We start from the raw sequence: 12,470 nt of genomic DNA, 5'->3' as shown, positions 1-12,470 counted from the left end.
CCGGGCGCCGTCTGCGGCACCCGGCCCGCGGCCGTCGGGATCGGGGGTCAGCCCTGCGGCGGCACCGGCGGCGCGGCGTTGGCGCGGAGCACCTCGAGGCGGGCGCGGTACTCGACCTCGTCGATGTCGCCCTGCGCGAAGCGCTCCGCGAGGGTCGACTCGGCCGAGCGGGCGGCCTGCTGAGAAGCCCACCCGCCGTGACCGGCCCACGGGCCGCCCCAGGGGCCGCCCCAGCCGGGTCCGCCGGCACGACGCCAGCGACGGCGGCTCAGCGCGACGATGAGCACGATGACGCCGATCCAGAACAGCGGGATCAGCACGAGCGCGAACGGGAAGCCCCAGCCGAAGCCGTGGGCGAAGGGGTGGGCGATGGCGAGTGCGGTGAGCACGGGGTGTCCTTCCGACGGGTGCGGCGCCCGGTCTGGTGCCGCGAGACCAACCTCCCGCAGCGCCGGCCGGAGCGGATCCGCCGGCGGGAGCGAGTCGCGTACTCCCCCGGGTGCAGGCATCCGGACCCGGCGTACATCGCAGCGGTCTAGGCCTGCGATCCCGGCGTCACGAGGCCCGTCTCGTACGCGATGACGACGAGCTGCACGCGGTCGCGGGCGAGCAGCTTCGACATGATGCGCGACACGTGGGTCTTCGCGGTCAGCGGGCTGAGGAACAGCCGCCGCCCGATCTCCTCGTTCGTGAGGCCCGTGCCGACGAGCGCGAGCACCTCGCGCTCCCGCTCGGTCAGCACGTCGAGCCGCGAGGCGTCGATCGGACCGCGGAGGCCCTCCGCGACCTGCTCCAGCAGCCGTCGGGTCACGCGCGGGCTCAGCAGGGCCTCGCCGTCCGCGACCACGTGCACCGCGCGGATCAGCTCCACCGGCTCGGTGTCCTTCACCAGGAACCCGCTCGCGCCGGCCCGGATCGCCCGTGCGACGTACTCGTCGAGCTCGAAGGTCGTCACGATGACGATGCGGGTGGCCGCGAGGGCCGGATCCGCCACGATCTGCTCCGTGGCCCAGAGCCCGTCGCCGTCGGGCATCCGGATGTCCATGAGCACGACGTCCGGCCGCTCGCGGCGCACGAGGGCGACCGCCTCACGGCCGGTTGCGGCCTCGCCGACCACCACGACGTCCGGCTCGGCCTCGAGCAGGCTGCGGAACCCGCCGCGGATGAGGTGCTGGTCGTCGGCCAGGGCGACGCGGATCATCGGATCTCCTCCATCATCGGTCGTCCAACGGGAACTCGGCCGAGACCCGCCAGCCGGACGCGCCCGCCGGCCCGGCGCTGAAGGCCCCGCCGAGCAGCTCGGCGCGCTCGCGCATGCCGAGCAGCCCGCGTCCGGGCGGACCGCCGGTGAGGTCGCGGCGGCGGCCCGCCTCGGCGGCGGGACCGGGATCGTCGACGACGACACGGAGTCCGGACGCCGTCCGCTCGAGCAGGAGGGATGCCGTCCGCGCCGCGGAGTGCCGCGACACGTTCGTCAGCGCCTCCTGGGCGACCCGGTAGACCGCCAGCTGCACACCCTGGGGCACGCGGTCGCGGTCCGGGAGGCGGTCGTCGACCGCCACGGCCAGCCCGCCGGCGCCGAGCTGCTCCACGAGTCCGGCGAGGCGTGCCAGATCCGGCTCGGGCACGAGGCTGGCGGCCGGGTCGGCGCCGCCCTCCGCCCGCAGCACGCCGAGCACGCCGCGCACCTCCTCGAGGGCCGTGCGGCTGGTGTCCTTGATGCTCTGCAGCGCCTCGGCGGCCTTCTCGGGCTGCCGGTCCATGAGGTGCAGCCCGACACCGGCCTGCACGTTGATCTGGCTCAGCGAGTGGGCGAGCACGTCGTGCAGCTCGCGGGCGATGCGCACCCGCTCGGCCTGCACCTCGTCCTGGCGCAGCCGCTGCCAGCGGGCGCGGCGGGCGTCGAAGCGGTCGCGCCGGGTGCGGATCGACTCCGCGATGCCGATGACGACGAGCAGCCCGATCGTGACGATCGCGATGCGACCCGGCGCCCAGTCCAGCCCGAGCGCGAGCCCGATGGCGACGGTCGCGATCCAGCCTGCGCCGAGCGAGATGAACGCCCACAGCCGGGCGCCGCGCACGACGGCGCCGACGATCGCGAACGCGAGGGCGAGGTAGGGCGGTCCGCTGCGCACGTTGATGAGCAGGTCCGCGGCGGCGGCGGCGGTCGCGATCGCGACGACCGGCCCCGGGAAGCGGCGCGCCGCGATGAGCACGAGCGGGCCGAGCACGGCGAGTGCCAGCACCACGAGCGACAGCCCGCTGCCGAGGGAGCGATGCGCGGCCAGCCAGATCGCGGGCGGCACCTGGATCGCGAACGAGAGCGCGACCGGCAGCCAGAGCGTCAGCGCGCGCGGCGGACGCCAGTGCGGCGGTCCCATCGCCCAGGGACCCTCGCCACCAGGCCCCGCGTGCTGCATGGCTCGATGCTACGCGGCGGGCTCGGCACGGCGGATCCGCCGACGGAAGCACGTGCGCCGCGGACCGTACTCCGCTGGGAGTAGCCCGCCCGGGGCGGGACGCCGCGGGCGGGCGGTGAGGAGCACATCCCGCCGAGCGGATGGAGGGCTCCCCGGCTTGGACTCGAACCAAGAACCTATCGGTTAACAGCCGATTGCTCTGCCAATTGAGCTACCGAGGATCACTGCGAACAGCGACGACGAGCCTAGCAGGGGTTCGCGCCCGCTCAGGACACCGGCGCCAGCGACGACCACGGATCGTCGGCCACCGGCAGCAGGTGCGTGGGCGACGGTACGGGTGTCGCGGGGCCGAGCTCGGCGGGCAGCGCGTCGTCGTCGAGCGCGAGCACCGCGACCGTGTCGGAGAGCTGATTCGACACGAGCAGCAGCCCGTCCTGCGCGAGCACGTGACGCGGCCAGTGCCCGCCGCATCCGACCGAGCCGACGCCCGTCATCCGGTCGCCGTCGAGGTGCACGACGCCGATGCGATCCGAGCCGCGGAGGCCGCTGTGGACCCGCACGCCGGACGGCGTGCGCCGCAGCGCGAGCGCGGCCGCGTGATCGCCCGTCTCGGCACCCGGCAGCGGGGCGTCGACGACGACCGCCGGGACCTCGGTCGCCGTGTCGAGCAGCACGAGCGAGCAGCTCAGCTCGCCGAGGAGCAGCACCCGTCCGCCGCCGAGGTCGACGAGGTCGCGAGGGCCGGTTCCCGGCGGAAGCTCGAGCGCGCCGACGCGGCGCCAGCCGCCCGTCGGGCTCGGACCGCCGGTCTGGCTCGGGCCGCCGGTCTGGCTCGGGCCGCCGGTCGAGCCGTCGGCGTCGCGGCGGATCACGACGATCTCGTCGGTGCCGAGGTCCGCGACGAGCACCCGTCCGTCCGCGAGCGGGAGCGCGCCGTGCACGTGCGCCTCGTCCTGCACCCGGTGCGGTCCGGATCCGGTGTCGCGGAGCGCGATGACGGCGTCGCCGGCCGGCAGCCCCTCGACGAGCGGGACCGCGCCGAGCACGCCGCCGCCGTAGCAGGCGGCGAGCAGCTCGCCGCCGTCCGGCGAGGTCGCGAGATGGCACGGCGATCCCCCGGCGGAGACGGACGGGGAGGCGACGAGGCGTCCGCCGTCGATGCGCCAGGAGGCGACCGTGCCGTCCTCCTCGCCGGCGGCGGCGAGCACGCCGCTCGCGACGTGGAGCCACGACGGCGACGCGGACTCCGCCAGCACGCCGCTGACCTCGAGGCCGCCGCGCGCGTCGAGGTGCAGGCGCGTCACGCCGCGCCCGGTGCCGCCCATGCCGGGCCCGTAGCCGCCGGCGAGGAGCGTCGTCATCGCGCGTGCGAGGGTCGGCGGTACAGGCCGGCGAGCTTCCGAACGTACGGGTGCAGCGGATCGCCGAGCACCTCGTCGATCTGCCCGACGCCGACGAGCGCGCCCTGGTGCATCACCGCGATGCGGTCGGTGATGCTGCGCAGCTCGCGGAGGTCGTGGCCGATGACGAGCACCGAGAACTCGCGCTCCCGCTGCACGTCGGCGATGACCTCGAGGATCGGGCCGCGCACCAGCACGTCGACGCCCATGGTCGGGTCGTCGGCGACGAGCAGGGTCGGGCCGAGCACGAGGGCCCGTGCCAGGGCGACGCGCTGCCGCTGGCCGCGGCTCAGCTCATGCGGGTAGCTCTCCATGAGGGCGAGCGGCAGCCGCACGGCGTCGATGAGCTCCGCCACCGCGGCACCGGCCTCGAGCCGGTCGAAGCGGCGGTCGCGGGCGTAGATCGGCTCGGCGACGTTCTCCCCCACGGTCAGCGCCGGCAGCAGCACCGACCCGGCGTCCTGCGGCAGGTAGCCGACCTTGAGGGTGAGCGCGTCGCGCTCGCGGCGCGGCATCCCGCGCACGTCCGTGCCGAGCACCCGGAGCGCGCCGCCGGTGATGACCGGTGCGCCGCGCTGCCCGGCGCCGAGCTGGCCGGACACCGCCCGAGCGAGCGTGCTCTTGCCGGAGCCCGCCTCCCCGACCAGGCCGAGGATGCCGCCGGCCGGGATCTCGAGGCTGACGCCGTCGACCGCGGGCGGCTCGCCGACGCGGTGCGAGTAGGCCAGCGACAGGTCGTCGGCGAGGACGGCGGGCTCGGCGGTCATGCCCTCATTCTGCCTGCTGCGCCGCGCGGCGCTCTGTGCGCCGCCGTGCCTGCTCCTCGGGATCCGGCACGGGCAGCGCGGCGAGCAGCCGCCGCGTGTACGGATCGGCCGGGCTGCCGAGCACCTGGGCCGTCGGACCCTGCTCGGCGATCCGGCCACGATGCAGCACCACGACCCGGTGCGCGACCTGGTCGACGACCGCGAGGTCGTGGGTGATGAACAGGCAGGCGAAGCCGAAGCGCTCCTGGAGCTCGGCGAACAGCTCGAGCACGCGCGCCTGCACCGACACGTCGAGCGCGCTCGTCGGCTCGTCCGCGATGAGCAGGCTCGGGTCGAGCGCGATGGCCCGGGCGAGGCTCGCGCGCTGGCGCTGGCCTCCGGACAGCTCGTGCGGGAACCGATCGCCGAACGACCGCGGCAGCTGCACCGCCTCGAGCAGCTCGTCGACGCGCGCGCGGGCCGCGCGCGGCGACCTCGCCGTGCCGTGCACGATCATCGGCTCGGCGACGCACTGCGCGATCGTCAGCAGCGGGTTGAAGCTGGTGGCCGGATCCTGGAAGACGAAGCCGATGTCCTTGCGCAGCGGGCGGAAGGTGCGCTCGCGGACGCCGAGCACCTCCTGCCCGAACACGGTCAGCGAGCCGCCGGTGACGCGGGTCAGCCCGCCGATCGCGCGGCCGATCGTCGACTTGCCCGATCCGCTCTCCCCCACGAGGCCGACGACCTCGCCGGGGGCGATGTCGAACGACACACCCTCGACGGCGCGGAAGGCCGGCGAGCCGAGCCGTCCCGGGTACTCGATCTCGAGGTCGCGGGCACGCACCACCGGGGTGCCGGACGCGTCCGGCACCGGTCGGTCGACGAGCTGCACGCGCGGCACCGCGGCGAGCAGCGTGCGCGTGTAGTCGTGCTTCGGGGCCGCGAACAGCTCGCGCACCGGCGCCGTCTCGACGACGTCGCCCTGGTACATCACGGTCACGCGGTCGGCGAGGTCGGCGACGACGCCCATGTTGTGGGTGATCAGCACGATCGCCGTGCCGAACTCGTCGCGGCAGCGGCGCAGCAGGTCGAGGATCTCGGCCTGCACGGTCACGTCGAGCGCCGTCGTCGGCTCGTCCGCGACGATCACCGAGGGCTCGAGCACGAGCGCCATCGCGATGACGATGCGCTGCTTCTGACCGCCGGAGAACTGGTGCGGATAGTGGTCGACGCGGCGCTCGGGGTCGGGGATGCCGACGCGGCGCATGATGTCGATCGCCTTGCGCTTCGCCTCCGCGCGCGACACGGAGCCGTGGGCCCTGAGCCCCTCCGCGATCTGCCAGCCGACCGTGAAGACCGGGTTGAGCGCCGTCGAGGGCTCCTGGAAGACCATGGCGACCTCGGTGCCGCGGAGCTCGCGCATCCGGGCGGCGGAGACGCTGAGCACGTCCTCGCCGCCGAGCAGCACCGCGCCGCCCGTGGTGGCGGTCTCCGGCAGGAGGCCGAGGATCGTCTTCGCCGTGACCGTCTTGCCGCTGCCGGACTCGCCGACGATGGCCATGACCTCGCCGGCGCGGACGTCGATCGAGACGCCGTCGACGGCGTGCACGTCACCGCCGTCGGTCGCGAATGTGACGTCGAGGCTCCGGATGCTGACCGCGTCGGTCATGCGAGCTCCCCTCGGTCGGGCTGCGCCGTCGTCTCGGAGGCGGCCACCGCGTCCGCGGCGGTGCCCGGCTTGGAGCGGCGCCGCGCGCGCAGGCGCGGGTCGGACAGGTCGTTGAGGCTCTCGCCGACGAGGGTCACCCCGAGCACCACGAGCACGATGGCCGCGCCCGGGAACACCGAGGTCCACCAGATGCCCGCCGTGACGTCGGACACGGATCGGTTGAGGTCGTAGCCCCACTCGGCCGCCGACGTCGGCTGGATGCCGAAGCCGAGGAAGCCGAGGCCGGCGAGCGTGAGGATCGCCTCCGACGCGTTCAGCGTCGTGATGAGCGGCAGCGTGCGCACCGAGTTGCGGAGCACGTGGCGGAACATCACCCGGCCGGAGCTCGAGCCGATCACGCGCGCGCTCTCGACGAACGCCTCCGACTTGATGCGGACGACCTCGGCGCGGATCACGCGGAAGTACTGCGGGATGAACACCACGGTGATCGAGATCGCCGCGGCGAGGATGCCGCCGCCGAGGCTCGACTGCCCTCCGCTGATGACGATCGCGGCGACGATCGCGAGCAGCAGCGTCGGGAACGCGTACATCGCGTCCGCGATCACGACGAGCACCCGGTCGACCCAGCCGCCGAAGTAGCCGGACAGCAGGCCGAGCAGCACGCCGGCGACGATCGAGAGGATGACGGCGACGACGATGACCGCGAGGGCCGTCTGCGCGCCCCACAGCACGCGCGAGAGCACGTCATAGCCGCCCGACGAGGTGCCGAGCAGGTGCTCGGCGCTCGGCGGGTTCTGGGCGCCGAAGTTGCGTCCGCTGTCGTCTTGCAGCTGGCCGAAGCCGTACGGGGCGATGAGCGGCGCGAAGATCGCGACGAGGATGAACAGGCCGGTGATGACGAGGCCGGCGACGAGCATGCCGCGCTGCAGCCCGACGCTCTGGCGGAACTGGTGCACGACCGGCAGCCGCTGCCAGAGCGGCGGCCGGCGGAGCTCCGAGACGGGGGTCGCGGTCATCTCAGTACCTCACCCTCGGGTCGATCAGGGCGGCGATCACGTCGACGAGGAAGTTCGTCACGGCGACGATCACGGCGAGCACCACGACGATGCCCTGCACGGCGACGAAGTCGCGGGCCTGCAGGTACTGCTCGAGCTGGAAGCCGAGCCCGCGCCACTCGAAGGTGGTCTCCGTCAGCACCGCGCCGCCGAGGAGCAGCGCGATCTGCAGGCCGATCACGGTGATGATCGGGATCAGGGCCGGCTTCCAGGCGTGCTTGCGGGTGAGGCGGAACTCGCCGACGCCGCGCGAGCGGGCCGCATCCACGTAGTCCCGCGAGAGCGTCTCGATCATGTTCGTGCGCACCAGCCGCAGGAAGATGCCGGCGGTGAGGAGCCCGAGCGCGACGCCCGGCAGCACCGCATGGGAGAGCACGTCCGCGATCGCGCCGCCGTCGCCGAGCCGGATCGCGTCGATGATGTAGATGCCCGACGGGTCCTTCATGGTGTCGAAGCGGATCTCGGTGCGCGTCGAGGCGCGGCCGGCCACCGGCAGCACCTTGAGCCAGACGGAGAACACGAGCTTGAGCAGGAGCCCCGCGAAGAACACCGGCGTGGCGTAGACGAGGATCGCGAACACGCGGAGCACGGCGTCGGGCCAGCGGTCGCGGAGCTTGGCGGCGAGCATGCCGAGCGGGATGCCGACGATGAACGCGACGATGAGCGCGTAGACGGCCAGCTCGAGGGTCGCGCCGCCGAAGCCGGTGACGATCTCCCAGGTGGAGCGGCCGTCGGTCAGCGCGTGGCCGAAGTCGCCGCGGGCGATCTGGCCGAGGTACTCGACGTACTGCACGATCAGCGGGCGGTCGTAGCCGGCCTCGTGGATGCGCTTCGCGAGCTCGGCGGGCGGGAGCCGGTCGCCGACGGCCGCGGTGATCGGGTCGCCGGTCGTGCGGCCGAGGAAGAACACGACCGTCACGAGGATGAAGATGGTGGGGAAGATCAGCAGGAAGCGGATCAGCAGATAGAGGCCGAGGCCTCCCCCGCTGCGTCGCCGCTTCGGGGTGGCCGCCGGTGGCGCACTGGGCGCCGGAGCCGTGGTGGTGGAGCTCATGGGTCCTCGGGAGTGCGGGCCCCGGGGCGGCCGATCGCTCGACCGCCCCGGAACCGGATCAGCGGGCTCAGCCCTTGGCGAGCGTGCCCAGGTGCAGCTTGAACGAGCCGTCGAGCGTCATTCCCGACACGTCCTTGCCGGTGACCGCGACCTGCGCGCCCTGGAGCAGCGGGATCGTCGACAGCTGCGCCGCGACCTTCGCCTGGATCTCCTCGATCAGCTTCGTGCGCGCGGCCTTGTCGCCCTCCGTCTGCTGCTGCTGGATGAGCGAGTTCACCTCCGCGTCCGAGTAGTGGTTGTTGAGGAAGTTGTCCTCCGTGAAGAACGGCGTGAGGTAGTTGTCGGCGTCCGAGTAGTCCGGGAACCATCCGAGCTGGTAGGCCGGGTAGGCGTCCGCGACGCGGTCCTTCGAGTACTGCACCCACTCGGTCGAGGCGAGGTCGACCGTGAACAGGCCGCCCTTCTCGAGCTGCGACTTCACGAGCGCGTACTCGTCGGCCGAGCCCTCGCCGTAGTGGTCGGGGTTGAACTGCAGCTTCAGGTCGACCGGCGTGGTGATGCCGGCGGCCTCGAGGGTCTGCTTCGCCTTGTCGGCCGAGGGGCCGCCGTCGCCGTCGCCGTACAGGTCCTTCAGCACCTCGGTGGCGCCCTCCAGGCCCTGCGGCACGTAGGAGTACAGCGACTGGTAGGTGCCCTTGTAGACCTGGCTGGCAAGCGCGTCGCGGTCGACGAGGTCGGCTGCGGCCTGACGCACGGCCAGGGCCTTCGCCGGGTCGGCGTCCGCGGTCTTCGCGCCGAACGGCTGGGTGTCGAAGTTGAAGACGATGTAGCGCTCCTCGCCTCCGGGGCCGTCGACGACCTTGACGCTGTCCTTCTTCTTCAGGTCGGCGATGTCGGTCGGGGTGAGGCTGCGGTAGGCGACGTCGATCGCGCCCTCCTGCACGTCGAGCTTCATGTTCGACGAGGTCGTGTAGTACTTCATCGTCACGTCGCTCGTGGCCGGGGTGCCGAGCAGTCCCTCATAGCCCTTGTAGGCCGAGAACGTGATGAGGCTGTTCTTCTTGTACGAGTCGATCGAGTACGGGCCGGCGAAGGCCTTTCCCTTGACGATGTCGGCGTCGCTGGTGACCTTGTCGGCCGAGAAGACCTCCTCGTCGACGATCGGCGCGGCCGGGCTCGAGAGCACCTGCGGGAAGGTCTGGTCGCCGCCCTTCTTGAGGTGGAAGACGACCGTGGTGTCGTCCGTCGCGTCGACGCTGGCGAGGTTGCCGAGCAGGTACGACGGGCCGTTCTCGTCGGCGATCTTGAGCTGGCGGTCGAAGGTGAACTTCACGTCGCTCGAGGTGAGCGCGTCGCCGTTCGCGAACTTCAGCCCCGACTTGAGCTTCACCGTGTAGTCGGCGTCGCCGGTGAACTCCGCGGACTCGGCGATGTCGGGCGTGACCTCGGCGGTGCCCGGCTTCGAGTTCATGAGGAACGGGTAGATCTGGTTCATCACCGCGAAGGAGCCGTTGTCGTACGAGAAGGCCGGGTCGAGGAACGTGACCTTGTCGGTGGTGCCGACGATGATCCCCTGCGACGACGATCCGCCGTCGGTCGTGCCGCCGCCGGCGCAGCCGGCGAGAGCGAGGGCGGAGGCCGTCGCGACGCCGACGACGGCGACGAGCCGTCGGGAGCGCGCGGAGCTGAATGCGGATGCCATATCCGTCTCCTGTTCTGTGGTTACAAGGGCTGCGCGCGCCCCGTCCGGGGGTGCGCGCATCCTCTACACCTACCATGCGCGCCGACCCGCGCCCGCCCGAGAACGGCCGAGTGACCGTTTCGTCACATGATCGAAACGGGACGGCGCACGACATCCGGACCGGGCCCGACGCCTGTCGGCTGGGCGCGTGGACCGATGCCGTCAGCTGGTCGCGCGGAGGGCGAGCCGTTCCTGATCGAGCGCGACGATCGCCCGGTTCAGCTCGCCCGAGCGGGGCGCGTCGCCCTCGGCCTGCGCCCGCATGAGCGAGCCGCGCAGCTCGTTGCGGCGCCGCAGCAGGTCGCGCTCGACGATCTGCGTCACGATGCCGGCGCAGTAGACCTGCAGCCGGTCGGACCGCGTCTGCAGCGGGGCGACCTCGAGCTGGCGGAGCAGCGAGGCGTACGACTCCGGCACCGAGTCCGCCAGCCGGGCGCCCCAGGTCGCATCGAGGCGATCGAGGTTGGCGCCGACCGCATCGCGGATCACGGAGAGCGCGTGGCTGTGGAACCCGGACGCGGCGAAGCGGCCGAGCAGCGGCGCGCCGACCATCGCCGGCTGCTGGACGGCCGCGGCCAGCGCCTCCACCTCGAGCCGCGTCGACGGGTCGCGCAGCAGGTCGGGCAGGCTGATCGGCGGCGGTGCGGGGGCGTCCTCGGGCTCGCCGAGACGGTCCTGGCCCCCCGGTGCGCCGTCGGGCGCCTGCCCGGGTGCCGTGCGGTCCGCGCGGCTGCCGCCGGGACCGCTGCGCGGGGTCGAGGAGTCGGCGTCCCGGGTGCCGGCGTCGCGGGCGGCATCCCGGGTCCCGCCGTCCCGGCCACCATCCCGGCCGGTGCTCCCGAGGCGGTGCTGGGCGCTCCGGACGGCGCGGCCGACCTCCGCCGGATCCATGCCGAGCCAGCCTGCGAGGGTGCGCACGTAGCCGTCGCCGAGGGCGCGGTCGCGGATGCCGGCGACGATCGGCGCGGCGGCGCGGAGGGCGGCCACGCGGCCCTCCACGGTCTCCAGGTCGTGCCCGGCGAGCCCGCGGCGGATCATGAACTCGAACATCGGCCGCCGGCCGTCGATGAGGCCGCGGATGGCCGCGTCGCCCTTCGCGAGCCGGAGGTCGCAGGGGTCGAGTCCGTCGGGGGCGACCGCGACGAAGGTCTGCGCGGCGAACCGCTGCTCCTCGGCGAAGGCGCGCGAGGCGGCCTTCTGGCCGGCCTCATCCGGGTCGAACGTGAAGACCACCTCGCCGGACTGCGAGAGCGCGCTGCCGTCCGTGTCGCCGAGCACCCGGCGGATCACCTTGATGTGCTCGACGCCGAAGCTCGTGCCGCAGGTGGCGACCGCCGTCTCGATGCCGGCCAGGTGGCACGCCATCACGTCGGTGTAGCCCTCGACGACGACGACCTGCTTGCCCTTCGCGACCGCGCGGCGGGCGAGGTCGAGCCCGTAGAGCACCTGGCTCTTGTGGTAGATCGGCGTCTCGGGGGTGTTGAGGTACTTGGGTCCCTTGTCCTGGTCGTCCGGCAGCAGCTTGCGGGCGCCGAAGCCCACCGTCTGGCCGGTGACGTCGCGGATCGGCCAGATCACGCGGCCGCGGAACCGGTCGTACGAGCTCCCCCGGTCGTTCGTCGACAGCAGCCCGGACGTGACGAGCTCCTCCTGGCTGAAGCCCTGCGCCTTCAGCGCGCCCCCGAGCGCGTCGAACGACTTCGGCGCGAAGCCGATGCCGAAGCGCTCCGCGGCGGCCTGGTCGAAGCCGCGGCCGCCGAGGAAGTCGCGGGCGATCTGCGCCTCCGGCGTCGCGAGCTGCTGCCGGAACCAGGCCTCCGCCGCCGAGTTCGCGGCGTAGAGCCGCGCGCGCGAGCCGTGGTCGGGGTTGGCCTGCCCGCCGTCCTCGTAGTGGAGCTCGTAGGCCAGCCGGCCGGCGAGGCGCTCCACCGACTCGCGGAACGTGAGGTGGTCCATCCGCTGCAGGAACGTGTAGACGTTGCCGCCCTCGCCGCAGCCGAAGCAGTGGTAGACGCCGAGGGTCGGGCGCACGTGGAAGCTCGGGCTGCGCTCCTCGTGGAACGGGCAGAGGCCCTTCAGGCTGCCGACCCCCGCGCTCTTCAGCGTGACGTGCTCGCCGATGATGTCCGCGATGTTGGTGCGCGCCCGGACCTCGTCGATGTCGCTCTGTCGGATGAGGCCGGGCATGAGGGGATTCTAGTTTTCGGTCGGGGGTGGGTGCTGAGGGTGGGCGCGCCGATGTGGACGTGCGGCGGGCACGCGTGCCGCGGGGTGTGCCGTCGGGGTTTGCCGTCGGGGTGCGTCGGAAACTCAGGACTCGGAGCCGGATCCGCGCGCACCGGTCATGCGGGCGCACGCGGCTGGCGCGACGACTCCTGAGTTTCC

General features: G+C 73.0%; 10 protein-coding genes and 1 tRNA gene. All 11 read right to left on the bottom strand.

Annotated features, from left to right (window positions below):
• Positions 1 to 47: 47 nt before the first annotated feature.
• A complete protein-coding gene (locus AC1RSJ_RS11805) occupies positions 48 to 389 on the bottom strand; it encodes an SHOCT domain-containing protein (protein ID WP_493118581.1) in 342 nt (113 codons plus the stop codon).
• A gap of 146 nt (positions 390 to 535) precedes the next feature.
• Positions 536 to 1,201 (bottom strand): response regulator, encoded by a 666-nt coding sequence (locus tag AC1RSJ_RS11800; protein WP_493118580.1) that lies wholly within the window; start codon positions 1,199 to 1,201, stop codon positions 536 to 538.
• 13 nt (positions 1,202 to 1,214) lie between these two features.
• Positions 1,215 to 2,420, bottom strand: a complete 1,206-nt coding sequence (locus AC1RSJ_RS11795; protein WP_493118579.1) for a sensor histidine kinase — start codon at positions 2,418 to 2,420, stop codon at positions 1,215 to 1,217.
• A 148-nt stretch (positions 2,421 to 2,568) separates the two neighbouring features.
• Positions 2,569 to 2,641: transfer RNA gene (locus AC1RSJ_RS11790), tRNA-Asn, on the bottom strand.
• Positions 2,642 to 2,686: 45 nt separating this feature from the next.
• The gene (locus tag AC1RSJ_RS11785) at positions 2,687 to 3,781 is read right to left on the bottom strand and encodes a lactonase family protein (RefSeq protein WP_493118578.1); all 1,095 of its coding nucleotides are present in this window, start codon (positions 3,779 to 3,781) and stop codon (positions 2,687 to 2,689) included.
• A complete protein-coding gene (locus tag AC1RSJ_RS11780; protein ID WP_493118577.1) occupies positions 3,778 to 4,587 on the bottom strand; it encodes an ATP-binding cassette domain-containing protein in 810 nt (269 codons plus the stop codon). The genes AC1RSJ_RS11785 and AC1RSJ_RS11780 overlap by 4 nt, the downstream gene beginning before the upstream one ends.
• A 4-nt stretch (positions 4,588 to 4,591) precedes the next feature.
• Positions 4,592 to 6,235 carry an ABC transporter ATP-binding protein gene (locus AC1RSJ_RS11775; protein ID WP_493118576.1) on the bottom strand — a complete coding sequence of 548 codons (1,644 nt, stop codon included), beginning with the start codon at positions 6,233 to 6,235 and terminating at the stop codon, positions 4,592 to 4,594.
• Positions 6,232 to 7,251, bottom strand: a complete 1,020-nt coding sequence (locus tag AC1RSJ_RS11770; protein ID WP_493118575.1) for an ABC transporter permease — start codon at positions 7,249 to 7,251, stop codon at positions 6,232 to 6,234. Before AC1RSJ_RS11770 ends, AC1RSJ_RS11775 begins: the two co-directional genes overlap by 4 nt.
• 1 nt (position 7,252) lies before the next feature.
• Positions 7,253 to 8,344, bottom strand: coding sequence for an ABC transporter permease (locus tag AC1RSJ_RS11765; protein WP_493118574.1), 1,092 nt, complete (start codon positions 8,342 to 8,344; stop codon positions 7,253 to 7,255).
• 67 nt (positions 8,345 to 8,411) lie between these two features.
• Positions 8,412 to 10,046: an ABC transporter substrate-binding protein gene (locus tag AC1RSJ_RS11760; protein ID WP_493118573.1), complete on the bottom strand. Its 1,635-nt coding sequence runs from the start codon at positions 10,044 to 10,046 to the stop codon at positions 8,412 to 8,414.
• 201 nt (positions 10,047 to 10,247) lie between these two features.
• A complete protein-coding gene (gene dnaG / locus AC1RSJ_RS11755; protein ID WP_493118572.1) occupies positions 10,248 to 12,272 on the bottom strand; it encodes a DNA primase in 2,025 nt (674 codons plus the stop codon).
• Positions 12,273 to 12,470 lie beyond the last annotated feature (198 nt).

It is taken from the genome of Schumannella sp. GW821-FHT10F01 (assembly GCF_058809295.1).
Note: the sequence above shows the minus strand (reverse complement) of the source record. Positions and strands in the feature narration are given on the sequence as shown.

What these genes read in the sequence shown, in the direction of transcription:
- AC1RSJ_RS11800 (WP_493118580.1), bottom strand. Translation starts at nt 1,201, where the DNA reads ATGATCCGCGTCGCCCTGGCCGACGACCAGCACCTCATCCGCGGCGGG.
- AC1RSJ_RS11795 (WP_493118579.1), bottom strand. Translation starts at nt 2,420, where the DNA reads ATGCAGCACGCGGGGCCTGGTGGCGAGGGTCCCTGGGCGATGGGACCG.
- AC1RSJ_RS11785 (WP_493118578.1), bottom strand. Translation starts at nt 3,781, where the DNA reads ATGACGACGCTCCTCGCCGGCGGCTACGGGCCCGGCATGGGCGGCACC.
- AC1RSJ_RS11780 (WP_493118577.1), bottom strand. Translation starts at nt 4,587, where the DNA reads ATGACCGCCGAGCCCGCCGTCCTCGCCGACGACCTGTCGCTGGCCTAC.
- AC1RSJ_RS11775 (WP_493118576.1), bottom strand. Translation starts at nt 6,235, where the DNA reads ATGACCGACGCGGTCAGCATCCGGAGCCTCGACGTCACATTCGCGACC.
- AC1RSJ_RS11770 (WP_493118575.1), bottom strand. Translation starts at nt 7,251, where the DNA reads ATGACCGCGACCCCCGTCTCGGAGCTCCGCCGGCCGCCGCTCTGGCAG.
- AC1RSJ_RS11765 (WP_493118574.1), bottom strand. Translation starts at nt 8,344, where the DNA reads ATGAGCTCCACCACCACGGCTCCGGCGCCCAGTGCGCCACCGGCGGCC.
- AC1RSJ_RS11760 (WP_493118573.1), bottom strand. Translation starts at nt 10,046, where the DNA reads ATGGCATCCGCATTCAGCTCCGCGCGCTCCCGACGGCTCGTCGCCGTC.
- dnaG (WP_493118572.1), bottom strand. Translation starts at nt 12,272, where the DNA reads ATGCCCGGCCTCATCCGACAGAGCGACATCGACGAGGTCCGGGCGCGC.